We start from the raw sequence: 16,197 nt of genomic DNA, 5'->3' as shown, positions 1-16,197 counted from the left end.
GGGGTGACCGCACCTCTGACTCCGCCTCACCAGCCGCAGCCGCACGACCCCGACCGGCCGCCGCCCGTCCCGCCGACGCCCGGCCCGGCCGGGGACCCGATCACGGCGGCCGAGGTCATCCAGGGCGTTCTGGTGACCGCCGTCTCGGCGGTCGCGGGAGCGCTGCTCGGAGTGCTGTGGCTGAACCTGGCCCCCCGCGTCCTGCTCGTCTCGGACGGCAAGGGGGTCTACCTGCGGAACTCCGAGGGGGAGTACGCGATCGGCGCCGACGGCACGTTCGTCGTCCTCGCCCTGGCCTTCGGCGCGGTCGCCGGGCTCGTCGTCTTCCTGCTGCGCCGCCGGGGCGGGGTCCCGCTGGTCCTCGGCCTGGCCGTCGGCGGCGTCCTGGGCTCGCTGCTCGCGTGGGGCGTCGGCACGCACTTCGGCCCTACCCCGGACGTGGTCGCCCACGCCAAGGCCGTCGGACCCGACGTCCCCTTCGAGGCCCCGCTGGAGCTGAACCTGGGGATCGCCGCGCTCATCGCCTGGCCGCTCGGGGCGATGGTCGTCCACCTGGCCCTGACGGCCGCCTTCGGCCCGCGCGACCCGGACCCCTGGGAGTACCCGAAGGCGCTCTGAGAACCCGCGGCCCCGCGGACCGGAGGCGTCAGTCGCGGCCGATCGGGGCCACCACCGCCGAGGTGAGGGCGGCGAGGTCCGCGGGGGAGAGCTCCACCTCCAGGCCGCGCCGCCCCGCCGACACGCAGACCGTCGCGTGCTCCGAGGCCGAGGCGTCGAGGACCGTGCGCAGCCGCTTGCGCTGCCCCAGCGGGGAGATGCCGCCCCGCACGTAGCCGGTGGTGCGCTCCGCCGCCACCGGGTCGGCCATCACCGCGCGCTTGCCGCCGACCGCCGAGGCCAGCGCCTTCAGGTCGAGCCGGCCCGCCACCGGGACCACCGCGACCGTCAGCTCGCCGTCGACGTCCGCCACCAGCGTCTTGAACACCCGGTCGGGGGAGACGCCCAGGGCCTCCGCCGCCTCCTCGCCGTACGACGGGGAGGCCGGGTCGTGCTCGTACGCGTGCACGGTGAACGGCGTGCCGGCCGCCGTCAGGGCCGCCGTCGCCGGAGTGCCCCCGGCGCTCTTCCTCTGCTTCTTCGCCACGCGTCCTCCTCGTTCTCCCCCGGCCCCGGGCAGCCGGGACCGGACCGGCTCAGTTCGGGTACGTCGGGGCCTGCGTCAGGTCCACCGCCGGCAGCGACGGCAGGTGCCGCAGCACCGCCGTCTCCGCGCGCAGCAGGGTCAGTTCCTCGCGCAGCCGGGTCGCCGTGTCCGGGGCCTGGAGCAGCCGCTGCTTCGACGGCGTGTCGAGGATCGCGGCCGACGCGACCAGGTACGACACCACCGACGGGTCGTCCGGCAGCTCGGTCGTGGTCAGCGAGCGCTCCCGGGCCCCCGCCAGCCGCTTCTGGTAGCTCCGGAAGGCCCGCAGCACCCCCTCGGCGAGCGTGCCCGCGCCCTCGCCCCGCTCCTCCGGGACCTCCTCGACCTCGGCCGTCAGGAACGGGCCGCCCGCGTCCACCGAGAGCAGCCTCACCCGGGTCGTACCGGTGGACATCACCTCGAAGCTGCCGTCGGCGCGCTCCCGGATGCTCGCCGCGTCGGCGACGCAGCCGACCCGGTGGAAGGACTGGATCGGGTCGGGGCCGAAGCCCGCCCCCGGACCCTTCTCGGGCAGCGCCGTCGGGTCCGGCATGCCGGGCGCGGTCGGCGCGACCTCGCGGCCGTCGCGGATCGCGACGACGGCGAAGCGGCGCGGCTCCGACTCGTCGATCGTGAGGAGTTCGCGCATCATGGCGCGATAACGCTCCTCGAAGACGTTCAGCGGCAGCACGAGGCCCGGGAACAGCACCGTGTTGAGGGGGAAGAGGGGCAGACGGGCGGTGGTCACAGCCGCCAAGCCTAATGGCCGCCGGGCCCGCCCCGTCCGGCCCGTCCGCGACCCGGCGTCCACAGGGGCGTCCGGCGGGCCAGTTCCCACCGCGTCCGGTCCCGCGCGGCCAGGAAGCGCAGGAGGGGATCCTCCCCGTTCGCGCGCGGCCGGGGGCCCGGAGGCGGCTCCTCCGGCACGGCGTCCCGCGCCGGCTCCCAGGGGAACGAGGTCGCGCGGGGGCCGATCCGGCCGAACTCCTCCAGGGCCTCCGCCCACCGGCCCCGCTCCACCAGCACGTGCGCGAGCAGGTTGCGGACCCCGGCCGGCCACGGGTCGCCCGCCGGGAAGACCGCCGACAGGGCGAGGGCCCGGTCCGCCGCCCGGTCGAGCCGGTCCGGCGGCTCGGAACCGTCCTGCCCCGGCGGCACCCGCAGCGCCTCGTGGGCCGCGCGGACCGGCAGCGCCCGCACGAGCGAGTCCGGGGCGGCGTCGTCGGCCGCCCGCTCGGCGAAGTCGAACGCGGCGCGGTGCGAGCCCGGTCCCTGGGCGGAGAGGTACTTCAGGGCCGCGACGTGGCAGCCGTAGTGGTGCGGGGCGCGGCGCACGGCCTGCTCCCAGAGCGTCTCGAAGACGGCGGGCCCGGCCTGCGCCCCGCGCGCGTGGTCCAGGGCGAGCCGCCACGGCACCGGATCGTGCGGCGCCCCCTCGGCGACCGCCCGGACCAGCGGGTCCAGCTCGCGCAGCCGCTCGGCCCGTGCCGGGGACTCCCACGCCCGGCGCACGGCGAGCCGCGCCGTGACGAGGAGCGCGTCCGGGTCGCGGGGCGCGGCGGAGAGCCACCGGAGCAGCCACTCCTCCCTGCGGTACGCGAAGGCGGCGAGCCGGGTGACGTACCGGTCGCGGTCCTCCCACTCGGCCGCGTCCCGGGTGGTGGCGAGCAGCTTCGCCGCGGGCTCCGGATCGGCGAGGGCGGCGGCGACCAGGGCGGGCGCGAGCCGCTCGTCCGGGGCGTCGAGCAGCACGTCGTCGTCCGGCACGAGCCCGGCGGCGAGCCGCGGGGCGTGCCGGGCCGAGCGGGCGGCGCCGACCAGGGCGCGGAACAAGGACATGGCGTGACGTATTGTCCCCCGCCACCCCGCGCCGCCGCAGCCGTCCCGGCCGGTCGTGACAGCTCCCTCACCCCGCCGTGACAGCTTCCACACGCCCGCCGCGCGCGCCCCGCCCCCGCCGCCCGGACCCCTCCGCGAAAACCCCTCACCCCCTGCTCAGCAGGCGGGTCGCCCCCGCCGCCACCGTCGTCGCGAGGATCCAGCCCAGCAGGATCAGCACCGCCGCCACCCACTGCCACGCGCCTTCGAGGCGCCAGTAGCCGTCCTGCCCGAGGTTGATCACCGGCAGCAGCAGGTCGAGCGCGTACAGCGTGCCGTTCCACGCGGGTGCCTCGTCCTCCTTCAGCGGCACCGGCCGGTAGTGGGAGAAGGCCACCGTGCCCGCCGCCCACAGCACCGCCATCCAGAGCGCCGCCCGGCCCGGCCGGTAGCCGTACGCCACCGTCCAGTCCTGGAGGTGGCCCCAGAGCTTCCCGGCCAGCGGCAGCGTCTCCCGCCGGCGCCGCTGCTTGGCGAGCAGCACCTCGCGCGCGTCCGCGTCCTCCCCGCTGTTGCGCAGCACCGTCGCGAGGCGCTCGTACGGCTCGGGGGCGTACTCCGGGGTCGCCGCCGCCACCCACTCCAGGCGCCGGGACAGCGGGAAGCGCTCGTACGGCACGAGGTTCTCGTAGACGAAGCCGCCCATCGCCAGGCCGCCGGGCCCCGGCCAGCTGCTCCACAGGTCGATGAGCGTGACGATCTTGGCGCCGTTGAGCACCACCCGCCCCTCCTCCGGGCGCTCGCCGTTGAACCGCAGCTCCGGGGTGACGATCCGGCGCAGCGACACCTCCTCCCGGCGCGCGCCGTCCAGGACGAACCGGGCGTGCTTCAGGTCCACCGCGTCCCCGAACCGCCCGTCGTCGAGCCGCACCCCGCCGTGGAACTCGACCGGCTTGCGCCGCGTGCCCCGGGCGGGCGTCAGCCCGTACGGCGGGGTGGCCGTCGAGCCGATCACCGTCCCCGCGGTCCCCGCCCCCTCGTACACCCAGGCCGCGTTCAGATAGAGGGAGCGCTCCACCGTGAGCTGCGGTGCGTTGAGCGCGCGGCGGCCCTGCGCGCCGCGCAGCACGCTGCCCCGCAGGCTGAGCGAGACCCCGACCTGGGCCCCGCGCAGGCTCAGCTCGCCGTAGGTCTCGATCAGCTCGGCCTGGAGGTCCTGCGCCACCACCATCCCGTCCGCCGCGATCGCCCGGCCCCGCCGGTCCGGCCACACCTGGATCTGGTTGATCAGCAGGTCCGTGCCGATCTGGGCGTCCGTCAGACGGATGCCCCAGCGCACCCGGCAGCGCGGCAGGTGCAGGTCCCCCTCCGTGTGCAGCCGGGCCGCCTCCAGGCGCGGCAGCGCGCACTCGACCATCCGCAGGGTGCCGAACCGGGCCTCGGGCACCGCCACCTCGCCGTCGAACCGGCAGCCCTGCAACTCCACGTAGGGCCCTATCGTCCCGCCCGCCAGGTCCAGGACGCCGGTGATCCGCGCCCCGCGCAGCTTCAGCGCGGCCACCCGGCCGGACCGGGCCTCCGGGCCGGAGAGCAGCAGCAGCGCCACCACCTCGGCGCGGACGCTCCGCTCCTCGCCCCACTCCCACGCCCCGAACGGGTCGTCCCGCTCCGCGACCCCCTCCGTCAGATCGCAGGTCCTGCCCACCCGGAACGCCCGCCACAGGGCCCGCTCCGGAGCCGTGAGGCCGTCCGGCACCCCGTCCTCGCGCGGCTCGGTCACTGCCGCCCCCTCGCTTTCCACGATCCGCACCCACGATTCCGCTTCCCGGGATTCGTGGATTCGTACAGCCGTTCTTCCCGCTGTGTGACGGGCTGAACGCTAACGGTCAGGAGTGGCGACAAGACGCCAGTGTGGTGTGTATCAGCCAGTGATACGGGCGTCCGACGCCGTGGGGCGTCTGAGAGAATTGACCCGTGATCTCTCGAATCGATCTGCGCGGCGAGGCCCTCCCCGAGGGTTCCGCCCTGCGCGACCTGCTGCCCCGTGCCGAGTTCGACGTGGAAGCCGCCCTGGAGAAGGTGCGGCCGATCTGCGAGGACGTACGGCATCACGGCGCGGCCGCGGTGATCGACTACGGGGAGAAGTTCGACGGCGTCCGCGTCCGGAGCCTGCGCGTCCCCGCCGAGGAGCTCGCCCGCGCCCTCGACGAGCTCGACCCGGCCGTCCGCGCCGCCCTGGAGGAGTCCGTCCGCCGCGCCCGGCTCGTCCACCGCGAGCAGCGCCGCACCACCCACACCACCCGGGTCGTCCCCGGCGGCACCGTCACCGAGAAGTGGATCCCCGTCGGACGCGTCGGCCTGTACGTGCCGGGCGGCCGCTCCGTCTACCCGTCCTCCGTCGTGATGAACGTCGTCCCGGCCCAGGAGGCCGGCGTCGAGGGCGTCGCCGTCGCCTCGCCCCCGCAGAAGGACTTCGGCGGCCTCCCGCACCCGACGATCCTGGCCGCCTGCGCCCTGCTCGGCGTGGACGAGGTCTACGCCGCCGGCGGCGCCCAGGCCATCGCCATGTTCGCGTACGGCACCCTCGACGGCACCGGGACGGACGGCGGGGCCGGCTGCGCCCCCGTCGACCTGGTCACCGGCCCCGGCAATATCTACGTGGCCGCCGCCAAGCGCCTCCTCAAGGGCCGCATCGGCATCGACGCCGAGGCCGGACCCACCGAGATCGCGATCCTCGCGGACTCCACCGCCGACCCGGTGCACGTCGCCGCCGACCTCATCAGCCAGGCCGAGCACGACCCGATGGCCGCCTCCGTCCTCGTCACCGACTCCGAGGAGCTGGCGGAGGCCACCGAGGCCGAGCTGAAGACCCAGGTCGCCGCCTCCAAGCACGTCGACGACCGGATCGCGCCCGCCCTGGCCGGCCGCCAGTCCGCGATCGTCCTCGTCCGCGACCTCGCCGACGGCCTCGAGGTCGTCGACGCGTACGGGGCCGAGCACCTGGAGGTCCAGACCGCCGACGCCGCCGCCGTCGCGGACCGCGTCCGCAACGCCGGCGCGATCTTCGTCGGTCCCTGGGCCCCCGTCTCGCTCGGCGACTACTGCGCCGGCTCCAACCACGTCCTGCCCACCGGGGGCTGCGCCTGCCACTCCTCGGGCCTCTCCGTGCAGTCCTTCCTGCGCGGGGTGCACATCGTGGACTACACCCGCGACGCCCTCGCGGACGTCGCCCACCACGTGGTGACCCTCGCGGAGGCCGAGGACCTGCCGGCCCACGGCGCCGCGATCAAGGCGCGGTTCGGATGGAAGGTGCCGGAAACCAAGTGACCGCAGACCGAGCGACCGCAGACCGGGCGACCGGGACCGGCGTGACCGGAATCGACGACCTGCCCGTCCGGGACGAGCTGCGCGGCAAGTCCCCCTACGGCGCGCCCCAGCTCGACGTCCCCGTCCAGCTCAACACCAACGAGAACCCCTACCCGCTGCCCGAGCCGCTCGTGGCCCGGATCGCGGAGCGGGTCGCCGAGGCCGCCCGTGGCCTCAACCGCTACCCCGACCGGGACGCGGTCGAGCTGCGCACCGAGCTCGCCCGCTACCTCACCCGCACCGGCGGGCACCCGGTCGCCGCCGAGAACGTCTGGGCGGCCAACGGCTCCAACGAGGTCCTCCAGCAGCTCCTCCAGACCTTCGGCGGCCCCGGCCGCACCGCGATCGGCTTCGAGCCCTCATACTCGATGCACGCCCTGATCGCCCGCGGCACCGGCACCGGCTGGATCTCCGGACCCCGGAACGAGGACTTCACCATCGACGTGGAGGCCGCCCGGAAGGCGATCGCCGAGCACCGTCCGGACGTCGTCTTCGTCACCTCGCCCAACAACCCCACCGGCACCGCCGTCGACGCCGACACCGTCCTCGCCCTGTACGAGGCGGCCCTGGCGGCCGGGCCGTCGATGGTCGTCGTGGACGAGGCGTACGTGGAGTTCAGCCACCGCGACTCGCTGCTGCCCCTCATCGAGGGCCGCCCGAACCTGGTGGTCTCGCGGACCATGTCCAAGGCCTTCGGTGCCGCCGGACTCCGCCTCGGCTACCTCGCCGCCCACCCCGCCGTGGTGGACGCCGTGCAGCTCGTCCGGCTGCCGTACCACCTCTCCGCCGTCACCCAGGCCACCGCGCTCGCCGCCCTGGAGCACACTGACACCCTCCTCGGGTACGTCGAGCAGCTCAAGGCCGAGCGCGACCGGCTCGTCGCCGAACTGCGGGCGATCGGCTACGAGGTCACCGAGTCCGACGCCAACTTCGTGCAGTTCGGGAAGTTCCCCGACACCCACGCCGCCTGGCGGAGCATCCTCGACCGGGGCGTCCTGGTCCGGGACAACGGCGTACCGGGATGGCTGCGCGTCACCGCCGGCACCCCCGAAGAGAACGACGCGTTCCTCGACGCGGTCCGTGAATTGATGAAGGAGCAGGAACGATGAGCCGCGTAGGCCGCGTTGAGCGCACCACCAAGGAGACCTCCGTCGTCGTCGAGATCGACCTCGACGGCACCGGAAAGGTCGACGTGTCGACCGGGGTCGGGTTCTACGACCACATGCTCGACCAGCTCGGCCGCCACGGGCTCTTCGACCTGACCGTCAAGACCGAGGGCGACCTGCACATCGACTCGCACCACACCATCGAGGACAGCGCCCTCGCCCTCGGCGCCGCCTTCAGGCAGGCCCTCGGCGACAAGGTCGGCATCTACCGCTTCGGCAACTGCACCGTCCCGCTGGACGAGTCGCTCGCCCAGGTCACCGTCGACCTCTCCGGCCGCCCGTACCTCGTGCACACCGAGCCCGAGAACATGGCGCCGATGATCGGCTCGTACGACACCACGATGACCCGGCACATCTTCGAGTCCTTCGTGGCCCAGGCCCAGATCGCGCTGCACATCCACGTCCCGTACGGGCGCAACGCCCACCACATCGTGGAGTGCCAGTTCAAGGCCCTCGCCCGCGCCCTGCGCTACGCCTCCGAGCGCGACCCCCGCGCCGCCGGCATCCTCCCCTCCACGAAGGGCGCGCTCTAGTCGTGAACGGCCTCTCCACGATCCTGATCGTCGTCGGGCTGTTCCTGCTCGGCGGCATCTACTCCTTCTCCAAGCAGCAGATGCCCAAGGGCGTCATCGTGCTGCTCGCGATCGGCGCCGCGATGTGCCTCGCCGCCGGCGTGCTCCGTCTGGACGTGTGGTCATGAGCGCGTCCACGGGCCCCGCGCAGGGGAGCCCCAAGAAGGTCGTCGTCTTCGACTACGGCTTCGGCAACGTGCGCTCCGCCGAGCGCGCCCTCGCCCGGGTCGGCGCCGACGTCGAGATCACCCGCGACTACGAGCGCGCCATGAACGCCGACGGACTCCTCGTCCCCGGCGTCGGCGCCTTCTCCGCCTGCATGCGGGGGCTCAAGGAGGCCCGCGGCGACTGGATCGTCGGCCGCCGCCTCGCCGGCGGCCGGCCCGTCATGGGCATCTGCGTCGGCATGCAGATCCTCTTCGCCCAGGGCATCGAGCACGGCGTGGAGACCGAGGGCCTCGACGAGTGGCCCGGCACGGTCGAGCCGCTGAACGCCCCCGTCGTCCCCCACATGGGCTGGAACACCGTCGACGCCCCCGCCGACAGCGAGCTGTTCGCCGGGCTCGACGCCGACGCCCGCTACTACTTCGTGCACTCCTACGGCGTGCGCGAGTGGACGCTGGAGGTCGGCAACCCCGTCATGCGCGCCCCCAAGGTCAGCTGGACCACCCACGGCGAGCCCTTCGTCGCGGCCGTCGAGAACGGCGCCCTGTGGGCCACCCAGTTCCACCCCGAGAAGTCCGGCGACGCCGGAGCCCAGCTCCTCACCAACTGGATCGGAACCCTGTGAGCAGCACGCTTGAACTCCTCCCCGCCGTCGACGTCCGCGACGGCCAGGCCGTCCGCCTCGTCCACGGCGAGTCCGGCACCGAGACCTCCTACGGGTCCCCGCTCGAAGCGGCCCTCGCCTGGCAGAACTCCGGCGCCGAGTGGCTGCACCTGGTCGACCTCGACGCGGCCTTCGGCACCGGCGACAACCGCGAGCTGATCGCCGAGGTCGCGCGGGCGATGGACATCAAGGTCGAGCTCTCCGGCGGCATCCGCGACGACGCCTCGCTCGCCGCCGCCCTCGCCACCGGCTGCACCCGCGTCAACCTCGGCACCGCCGCCCTGGAGACCCCCGAGTGGGTCGCCAAGGTCATCGCCGAGTACGGCGACAAGATCGCCGTCGGCCTCGACGTGCGCGGCACGACCCTGCGCGGCCGGGGCTGGACCCGTGACGGCGGCGACCTGTACGAGACGCTGGCCCGCCTCGACTCCGAGGGCTGCGCCCGCTACGTCGTCACCGACATCGCCAAGGACGGCACCCTCCAGGGCCCCAACCTGGAGCTCCTGAAGAACGTCTGCGCGGCCACCGACAAGCCCGTCGTCGCCTCCGGCGGCGTCTCCTCCCTGGACGACCTGCGGGCGCTGTCCGGCCTGGTCCCGCTGGGCGTCGAGGGCGCGATCGTCGGCAAGGCGCTCTACGCCGAGGCCTTCACCCTCGAAGAGGCCCTCGAAACGGTGGCGCGGGCATGACGGGCGAACTCCGCAAGGTCGTCACCGGCGCCCCCTGGGAGGAGCAGTTCGGCTACTCCCGCGCGGTCGAACTGCCGAACGGCACGGTCCTGGTCTCCGGCTGCACGTCGGTGGTCGGCGGCCAGATCGCCGGCGGCGGCCCCCACGAGCAGACGGTCAACTCCTTCACCGTCGCCTTTGAGGCGCTGAAGCGGCTGGGCCTGGGCCCGGAGCACGTCGTCCGCACCCGGATGTACCTCACCCACGCCCGGGACGTGGAAGAGGTCGGCCGCGCCCACAAGGAGCTGTTCGACGCCATCCGCCCGGCCGCCACGATGATCATCGTCTCCGGCTTCGTCGACCCCAGCCTGGTCGTCGAGGTCGAGGTCGAGGCCTACCGGGGTGAGGGCGCGTGAGCCTCGCCGTACGCGTGATCCCCTGCCTGGACGTCGACAACGGCCGGGTCGTCAAGGGCGTCAACTTCCAGAACCTGCGGGACGCGGGCGACCCCGTCGAGATGGCGAAGCTGTACGACGCCGAGGGCGCCGACGAGCTGACCTTCCTCGACATCACCGCCTCCTCCGGCAACCGGGAGACCACCTACGACGTGGTGCGCCGCACCGCCGAGCAGGTCTTCATCCCGCTGACGGTCGGCGGCGGCGTGCGGTCGGCCGAGGACGTCGACCGGCTGCTGCGGGCCGGCGCCGACAAGGTCGGCGTGAACACCGCCGCCATCGCGCGCCCGGAGCTGATCCGGGAGATCGCGGAGCGCTTCGGCCGCCAGGTGCTCGTCCTGTCCGTGGACGCGCGCCGTACGGAGACGGGTTCCTTCGAGGTCACCACGCACGGCGGCCGCAAGGGCACCGGCATCGACGCCGTCGAGTGGGCGCACCGCGCCGCCGAGCTCGGCGCGGGCGAGATCCTGCTCAACTCGATGGACGCGGACGGCACGAAGGACGGCTACGACACGGAGATGATCGCGGCCGTGCGCAAGCACGTGACCGTGCCGGTGATCGCCTCCGGCGGCGCGGGGAAGCTCTCCGACTTCCCGCCGGCCGTCGCGGCGGGCGCGGACGCGGTGCTCGCGGCCTCCGTCTTCCACTTCGGCGACCTGCGGATCGGCCAGGTCAAGGAGACGCTGCGGGAAGCGGGCCACGAGGTCCGCTGAGGCCCCGTTCCGCTTTCCGGAAGGGCCCCCTCGGGGGCCCTTCTTCACGCCCGGACGTGCAACATTTATTTCGCAATTTTCGTTGCGCAACTTTTCTTTCGTATCTAGGGTCGTGGACATGACCTCATCCGAGAACCGCCGGATCACCGACCTCGGCACCCTCAAGGCCATCTCCCACCCGCTGCGGATGCGCCTCTACCGCGCCCTCTTCACGGCCCGCGCCGCCACCGCCTCCCAGCTCGCCGAGCAGGTCGACGAAGCCGTCTCCCTCGTCAGCTACCACCTGCGCAAGCTCGCCGACCACGGCCTCGTCGAGGAGGCCGCGGCCCGGTCCACGGACGGCCGCGAACGCTGGTGGCAGCCCAGCTCGTACGGCTTCGGCATCCACGACGAGGACATCCGCGACGCCCCCGAACTCGTCGCCGCCAACACCGCCTTCAGCCGTACGGTCGAGGAGCAGCGCAACGGGATGTACGCCCGCTTCCTCGACGAGCGGTCCACCTGGTCCGCCGACTGGCGCGCCGCCTCCACCGCCTCCGAATGGCTGCCCCGCCTCACCGCCGCCGAACTCGCCGCGCTCACCGCCGAACTGGACGCCGTCGTCAAGAAGTACGACCAGCGGGCCCGCGCCGCCGAAGAGGCCGGCGACACCGGGGGACGCGAGAACACCGCCGTCCACATCCACGCCTTCCCCTACCGCCCGTGAGCGCCGCCGTCCTCGCCGCCGCCCCGTCGCGGCCCACTCACCGCGACCCCCGGGTCCTGCGCTGGCTCGGCGCCTACACCGCCTCCACCCTCGGCGACGGCGTCTACCACCTCGCCCTCTCCTGGGCCGCCGTCCGCGGCGGCACCCCGGCGGAGGCCGGACTCGTCCTGGCCGTCTCCGCCGTGCCCCGCGCCCTCCTCCTGCTCGGCGGGGGAGTGATCGCCGACCGCTTCGGCCCCCTCCGGGTCGTCATCGCCTCCGACGCCGTCCGCTGCCTCGTCGTCCTCGCCCTGGCCGCGCTCGTCCTGGCCACCGCCCCCACCCTCTGGACGCTCGCCGCCGTCGCCCTCGTCTTCGGCGTCCTCGACGCCCTCTTCATGCCCGCCGTCGGCGCCCTGCCGCCCCGGATGGCCGCGCGCGACCAGCTCGCCCGCGTCCAGGGCCTGCGCGGCCTCGGCCAGCGCGCCGGAGCCGTCCTCGGCGCCCCGCTCGGCGGCCTCGCGGTCGCCCTCGGCGGACCGGGCACCGCCTTCGCGGTCGCCGGACTGCTCTTCGCGCTCTCCCTGCCCCTGCTGCTCGGCCTGCGCCTGCGCCCGCTGCCCACCTGGGCCGGGACGGAGCCGGCCCGGAGGGGCACCGTCCTCGGCGACCTCACCGCCGGACTGCGTCACCTGCGCGGCCACCGGGTCCTCGGACCCCTCATGATCGTCATCGCCCTCGGCGACCTCGGTTTCGTCGGCCCCCTCAACGTCGGCCTCGCGCTCCTCTCCGACCAGCGCGGCTGGGGCGCCTCCGGCATCGGCTGGATCCTCGCCGGCTTCGGCACGGGCGCGGCGGCCTCCTCGCTGCTGCTCGGCGTCAAGGGCCGGGTCCCGCGCGCCGGAGCCGTCCTCGGCTGGACCATGGCCCTCGGCGCCGTCTCGGTCGGCGCGCTCGCCCACGCCCCGCTGCTGCCCCTCGCCGTGCTCCTCGCGCTCTTCGTCGGCCTGCTCGCCGGGCTCTCCGGCGCCCTGGCCGGCGCCCTCCTCCAGACCGAGTGCGACCCCGCGTACCTCGGCCGCGTCTCCGCCGTCGCGAGCCTGTGCAGCCTGGGCCTGGCCCCGCTGAGCTTCCCGCTCACGGGCGCCGCGATCGGCCTGTGGGGCACCGGCCCGGTCTTCGTCGCCGGCGCCGCCGTCTGCGCCCTGGCGGGCGCGTACGGCCTCCTGGTCCCGGCCCTGCGCCACGCCGAACTGCCGACGTGAAGCGACGCGGGGCGCCGGAGCGGCACGGAGCCCCCGTACGAGCACCGTGCCCCCCGGACAGGCACCGGGCCGCCGAGCCTTCAGACGGGCACCGGGTCCCCGGACAGGCCTAGAACCCCAGCTGCTTCGTCTCCCGCAGCCGCTCGATCGCCTCCGGCTCCCCGTCGAGCGCCACCTTCGCCGCGTCCTGCCGCCCGTACAGGTACATCGTCAGCTCGCCCGGCTCCCCGGAGACCGTCACCACCGGGGTGCCCTTGTGGGCGACCACCGTCTGTCCGTCCGGCCGGCGCAGCACCAGGCCCACCGGGACCTTGCGGCCCAGGAGCCGGGCCGAGCGCTCCAGACGCGACCAGAGGGCGTCCGCGAAGACCGGGTCCAGCTCGCGGGCCGACCAGTGGGGCTGGGCCCGCCGCACGTCCTCCGCGTGCACGTAGAACTCGACGACGTTCGCCCCCTCGTCCACCTGCTTGATCGTGAACGGCGAGAACTTCGGCGGGCCCGTGCGGATCAGCCGGATCAGCTCGTCGTACGGCCTGTCGGCGAACTCCGCCTGCACCCGGTCCCGCCGGTCCTTCAGCGCCGGCACGAGCGAACCGGCCGCCGCGTCGGGGCGCCGCTCCCGCACCACCACATGGGCCGCGAGGTCCCGCGTCCGCCAGCCCTCGCAGAGCGTCGGCGCGTCCGGACCGGCCGCTTCCAACAGGTCAGCCAGCAGAAGCCGTTCACGTTTGGCATGGGTCGACATGTCCGCCAGCGTACGGTGGACGCCGACGGTCCGCCCAGTGGACGCCCCGCCGGGCGCCGTCCCCGGGCGCGGCACAATGGCGCCATGAGCAGCAATCTCGACCCGGCCCTCTCCGCCCGGCTCAAGCGCAGCCCGGACGGGCTCGTCCCCGCCATCGCCCAGCAGTACGACACCGGCGAGGTGCTGATGCTCGGCTGGATGGACGACGAGGCCCTGCACCGCACCCTCACCACCGGCCGCTGCACCTACTGGTCCCGCAGCCGGAACGAGTACTGGGTGAAGGGCGACACCTCCGGCCACGTCCAGCACGTCAAGTCCGTCGCCCTCGACTGCGACGCCGACACCCTCCTCGTCAAGGTCGACCAGGTCGGGGCCGCCTGCCACACCGGCGCCCGCACCTGCTTCGACGCCGACGTGCTCCCCGTATCCCAGTAAGGTCCGGTCCCATGGATCTCGACACCTTCCGCAAGCTGGCGGCCGACCGCCGCGTCATCCCCGTCAGCCGCAGGCTCCTCGCGGACGGCGACACCCCGGTCGGGCTCTACCGCAAGCTCGCCGCCGAACGCCCCGGCACCTTCCTCCTCGAATCCGCGGAGAACGGCCGCAGCTGGTCCCGCTACTCCTTCATCGGGGTCCGCAGCGACGCCACGCTGACGGTCAGGGACGGCGAGGCCCACTGGCTCGGCACCCCGCCCGTCGGCGTCCCCGTCGACGGCGACCCCCTCCGGGCCCTGCGCGCCACCGTCGAGACCCTCCACACCCCCCGCGACCTGGCGTCCGGCATGCCGCCCTTCACCGGCGGCATGGTCGGCTACCTCGGCTACGACATCGTCCGCCGCCTGGAGCGGATCGGCGAGCACGGCCGGGACGACCTGGAGCTCCCCGAGCTCACCATGCTCCTCACCAGCGACCTCGCGGTCCTGGACCACTGGGACGGCTCGGTCCTCCTGATCGCCAACGCGATCAACCACAACGACCTGGAGACCGGCGTCGACGAGGCGTACGCGCACGCCGTCGCCCGCCTCGACGCGATGGAGGCCGACCTGGCCCGCCCGGTCGCCACCGCACCCACTGCCCTGCCCGCCTCCGAGCTCCCCGCGTACTCGGCCCTCTGGGGCGGCCGGGCCTACCAGGACGCCGTCGAGGACGTGAAGGAGCGCATCCGGGCCGGCGAGGCCTTCCAGGTCGTGCCCTCGCAGCGGTTCGAGACCCCCTGCACCGCCTCCGCGCTCGACGTCTACCGGGTCCTGCGGGCCACCAACCCGTCCCCGTACATGTACCTCTTCCGCTTCGAGAACGGCTTCGACGTCGTCGGATCCAGCCCCGAGGCCCTCGTCAAGGTCGAGGACGGGCGGGCGCTCCTGCACCCCATCGCCGGCACCCGGCACCGCGGCGCCACCCCGCAGGAGGACCACGACCTCGCCGAGGAGCTGCTCGCCGACCCCAAGGAGCGCGCCGAGCACCTCATGCTCGTCGACCTCGGCCGCAACGACCTCGGCCGGGTCTGCGCGCCCGGCTCCGTGGAGGTCGTCGACTTCATGTCGATCGAGCGGTACTCCCACGTCATGCACATCGTCTCCACCGTGACCGGCCGGGTCGCGGAGGGACGCACCGCCTTCGACGTCCTCACCGCCTGCTTCCCCGCCGGCACCCTCTCCGGCGCCCCCAAGCCCCGCGCCATGCAGATCATCGAGGAGCTCGAACCCTCCCGGCGCGGCCTGTACGGCGGATGTGTCGGTTATCTCGATTTCGCCGGCGACGCGGACACCGCCATCGCCATCCGCACGGCCCTGCTCCGCGACGGCACCGCGTACGTGCAGGCCGGAGCGGGTGTCGTCGCCGACTCCGATCCGGTGGCCGAGGACGACGAGTGCCGCAACAAGGCGGCGGCCGTGCTCCGCGCCGTCCACACCGCCAACCGGATGAACGCCTCCTGAGGACGTAGGGGATAGTGGGGTACGTGAGCGCCGTACCCGTACCCCAGACCCGGGCCGCCCGCGCGGCCGCCCCCGCCGGTGGCCGTCGCAGCCTGGCCGCGGCCCTCCTCCTCGGCGCCCTCGGCGCCACCGTCGTCCTGCTCTCCGCCGGTCAGATCTGGGCGGAGGGCACCGCGGCCGTCGGCGGCGGCAGCGTCCCCGTCGAGGCCGACGGCGGCGCCGTCACCGGCGTGCCGACCGCCCTCGCGATCGTCGGCCTCGCCTCGCTCTTCGCCGTCTTCGCCGTCCGCCGCACCGGCCGCGCCCTCGTCGCCGCCGTCCTCGCGCTCAGCGGCGCGGGCGCCGCGCTCGCCGCGGTCCTCGGCGCCTCCGACCGCACCGCCCTGGACGCCGAGGCCGCCCGGATCAGCGGCGACACGGCCGCCGCCGTCGCCGGTCTGACCCACACCGCCTGGCCGTACGTGACCGCCGCCGGCGCCGTCCTCATCCTGCTCGCCGGCCTCTTCGCGCTCCGCTTCGGCAAGAACTGGCCGGCCATGGGCGGCCGCTACGAACGCGCCGGCGCCCCGCGCACCGCCCGCAGGGCCCCCACGACCGACCCCGACCGGCCCGAGGACCTGTGGAAGGCCCTGGACCGCGGTGAGGACCCCACCAGGGGCTGACGGGCCGGGCGCCGACCGCGACGCGTGATCGTCCCGGCACCCCCGATTCATCCTCGCGCGCCCGCGTGCGGGACAATGAGCGCCGAGCGTCCGCGCACGCGTGACCTCACCACCGAGCAACAGCAACGAGGAG

The 16,197-nt window shown here is 74.3% G+C and carries 19 protein-coding genes; 14 read left to right on the top strand and 5 right to left on the bottom strand.

What is annotated here, in order from left to right; all coding sequences use genetic code 11:
• The first annotated feature begins 3 nt into the window (after nt 1–3).
• Nucleotides 4–618: a DUF2567 domain-containing protein gene (locus ACIQKA_RS07175; protein ID WP_402540297.1), complete on the top strand. Its 615-nt coding sequence runs from the start codon at nt 4–6 to the stop codon at nt 616–618.
• Nucleotides 619–646: 28 nt separating this feature from the next.
• On the opposite strand, the gene ybaK is transcribed toward ACIQKA_RS07175, so the two are convergent.
• From ybaK to ACIQKA_RS07155, 4 genes are all read right to left on the bottom strand, one after another.
• Entirely contained in the window at nt 647–1,144 is a 498-nt protein-coding gene (gene ybaK, locus ACIQKA_RS07170) for a Cys-tRNA(Pro) deacylase (RefSeq protein ID WP_383433110.1), read from the bottom strand.
• A gap of 49 nt (nt 1,145–1,193) precedes the next feature.
• A complete protein-coding gene (locus ACIQKA_RS07165) occupies nt 1,194–1,931 on the bottom strand; it encodes an LON peptidase substrate-binding domain-containing protein (protein WP_402540296.1) in 738 nt (245 codons plus the stop codon).
• Nucleotides 1,932–1,942: 11 nt separating this feature from the next.
• Nucleotides 1,943–3,022, bottom strand: coding sequence for a hypothetical protein (locus ACIQKA_RS07160; protein WP_383433105.1), 1,080 nt, complete (start codon nt 3,020–3,022; stop codon nt 1,943–1,945).
• A gap of 145 nt (nt 3,023–3,167) precedes the next feature.
• Entirely contained in the window at nt 3,168–4,781 is a 1,614-nt protein-coding gene (locus tag ACIQKA_RS07155) for an oxidoreductase (RefSeq protein ID WP_383441463.1), read from the bottom strand.
• Nucleotides 4,782–4,975: 194 nt separating this feature from the next.
• Between ACIQKA_RS07155 and hisD the strand changes: the two genes are divergently transcribed.
• The 10 genes from hisD (at nt 4,976) to ACIQKA_RS07105 (ending at nt 12,720) form a co-directional block, all read left to right on the top strand.
• Nucleotides 4,976–6,328, top strand: coding sequence for a histidinol dehydrogenase (hisD, locus tag ACIQKA_RS07150; protein ID WP_383433100.1), 1,353 nt, complete (start codon nt 4,976–4,978; stop codon nt 6,326–6,328).
• A gap of 41 nt (nt 6,329–6,369) precedes the next feature.
• Nucleotides 6,370–7,476: a histidinol-phosphate transaminase gene (locus ACIQKA_RS07145; protein WP_383149226.1), complete on the top strand. Its 1,107-nt coding sequence runs from the start codon at nt 6,370–6,372 to the stop codon at nt 7,474–7,476.
• Entirely contained in the window at nt 7,473–8,066 is a 594-nt protein-coding gene (hisB, locus tag ACIQKA_RS07140) for an imidazoleglycerol-phosphate dehydratase HisB (protein ID WP_383149158.1), read from the top strand. Before ACIQKA_RS07145 ends, hisB begins: the two co-directional genes overlap by 4 nt.
• 2 nt (nt 8,067–8,068) lie before the next feature.
• Nucleotides 8,069–8,233, top strand: a complete 165-nt coding sequence (locus tag ACIQKA_RS07135; RefSeq protein ID WP_383149156.1) for a hypothetical protein — start codon at nt 8,069–8,071, stop codon at nt 8,231–8,233.
• Nucleotides 8,230–8,895: an imidazole glycerol phosphate synthase subunit HisH gene (gene hisH, locus ACIQKA_RS07130; RefSeq protein WP_383149154.1), complete on the top strand. Its 666-nt coding sequence runs from the start codon at nt 8,230–8,232 to the stop codon at nt 8,893–8,895. The genes ACIQKA_RS07135 and hisH overlap by 4 nt, the downstream gene beginning before the upstream one ends.
• Nucleotides 8,892–9,623, top strand: a complete 732-nt coding sequence (gene priA / locus ACIQKA_RS07125; RefSeq protein WP_402540294.1) for a bifunctional 1-(5-phosphoribosyl)-5-((5-phosphoribosylamino)methylideneamino)imidazole-4-carboxamide isomerase/phosphoribosylanthranilate isomerase PriA — start codon at nt 8,892–8,894, stop codon at nt 9,621–9,623. The genes hisH and priA overlap by 4 nt, the downstream gene beginning before the upstream one ends.
• Complete coding sequence (locus ACIQKA_RS07120; protein WP_383149151.1) at nt 9,620–10,018, top strand: RidA family protein; 399 nt, start codon at nt 9,620–9,622, stop codon at nt 10,016–10,018. Before priA ends, ACIQKA_RS07120 begins: the two co-directional genes overlap by 4 nt.
• The gene (gene hisF, locus ACIQKA_RS07115) at nt 10,015–10,770 is read left to right on the top strand and encodes an imidazole glycerol phosphate synthase subunit HisF (RefSeq protein WP_376241823.1); all 756 of its coding nucleotides are present in this window, start codon (nt 10,015–10,017) and stop codon (nt 10,768–10,770) included. Before ACIQKA_RS07120 ends, hisF begins: the two co-directional genes overlap by 4 nt.
• Nucleotides 10,771–10,888: 118 nt before the next feature.
• Nucleotides 10,889–11,476, top strand: coding sequence for an ArsR/SmtB family transcription factor (locus ACIQKA_RS07110; RefSeq protein ID WP_383149149.1), 588 nt, complete (start codon nt 10,889–10,891; stop codon nt 11,474–11,476).
• The gene (locus ACIQKA_RS07105) at nt 11,473–12,720 is read left to right on the top strand and encodes an MFS transporter (protein WP_402540293.1); all 1,248 of its coding nucleotides are present in this window, start codon (nt 11,473–11,475) and stop codon (nt 12,718–12,720) included. Before ACIQKA_RS07110 ends, ACIQKA_RS07105 begins: the two co-directional genes overlap by 4 nt.
• Nucleotides 12,721–12,829: 109 nt before the next feature.
• Here the strand turns inward: ACIQKA_RS07105 and ACIQKA_RS07100 are convergent, their stop codons facing one another.
• Nucleotides 12,830–13,465, bottom strand: coding sequence for a TIGR03085 family metal-binding protein (locus tag ACIQKA_RS07100; protein WP_402540292.1), 636 nt, complete (start codon nt 13,463–13,465; stop codon nt 12,830–12,832).
• Between the two features lie 84 nt (nt 13,466–13,549).
• Here ACIQKA_RS07100 and hisI point away from each other — a divergent pair, with 84 nt between their 5' ends.
• From hisI to ACIQKA_RS07085, 3 genes are read left to right on the top strand one after another with little or no spacing between them, the layout of a single operon-like run.
• A complete protein-coding gene (gene hisI / locus ACIQKA_RS07095; protein WP_125666693.1) occupies nt 13,550–13,900 on the top strand; it encodes a phosphoribosyl-AMP cyclohydrolase in 351 nt (116 codons plus the stop codon).
• A gap of 11 nt (nt 13,901–13,911) precedes the next feature.
• A complete protein-coding gene (locus tag ACIQKA_RS07090; RefSeq protein WP_383149144.1) occupies nt 13,912–15,402 on the top strand; it encodes an anthranilate synthase component I in 1,491 nt (496 codons plus the stop codon).
• A gap of 14 nt (nt 15,403–15,416) precedes the next feature.
• Nucleotides 15,417–16,064, top strand: a complete 648-nt coding sequence (locus tag ACIQKA_RS07085) for a TIGR02234 family membrane protein (RefSeq protein ID WP_402540290.1) — start codon at nt 15,417–15,419, stop codon at nt 16,062–16,064.
• Nucleotides 16,065–16,197 lie beyond the last annotated feature (133 nt).

This window comes from Streptomyces sp. NPDC092045 (genome assembly GCF_044756005.1).
GTDB lineage: Bacteria > Actinomycetota > Actinomycetes > Streptomycetales > Streptomycetaceae > Streptomyces.
Note: the sequence above shows the minus strand (reverse complement) of the source record. Positions and strands in the feature narration are given on the sequence as shown.

Excerpts from the sequence above, each read along its gene's own strand:
- ACIQKA_RS07160 (WP_383433105.1), bottom strand. The coding sequence starts at position 3,022 with ATGTCCTTGTTCCGCGCCCTGGTCGGCGCCGCCCGCTCGGCCCGGCAC.
- hisB (WP_383149158.1), top strand. The coding sequence starts at position 7,473 with ATGAGCCGCGTAGGCCGCGTTGAGCGCACCACCAAGGAGACCTCCGTC.
- hisH (WP_383149154.1), top strand. The coding sequence starts at position 8,230 with ATGAGCGCGTCCACGGGCCCCGCGCAGGGGAGCCCCAAGAAGGTCGTC.
- ACIQKA_RS07120 (WP_383149151.1), top strand. The coding sequence starts at position 9,620 with ATGACGGGCGAACTCCGCAAGGTCGTCACCGGCGCCCCCTGGGAGGAG.
- ACIQKA_RS07110 (WP_383149149.1), top strand. The coding sequence starts at position 10,889 with ATGACCTCATCCGAGAACCGCCGGATCACCGACCTCGGCACCCTCAAG.
- ACIQKA_RS07100 (WP_402540292.1), bottom strand. The coding sequence starts at position 13,465 with ATGTCGACCCATGCCAAACGTGAACGGCTTCTGCTGGCTGACCTGTTG.
- hisI (WP_125666693.1), top strand. The coding sequence starts at position 13,550 with ATGAGCAGCAATCTCGACCCGGCCCTCTCCGCCCGGCTCAAGCGCAGC.
- ACIQKA_RS07090 (WP_383149144.1), top strand. The coding sequence starts at position 13,912 with ATGGATCTCGACACCTTCCGCAAGCTGGCGGCCGACCGCCGCGTCATC.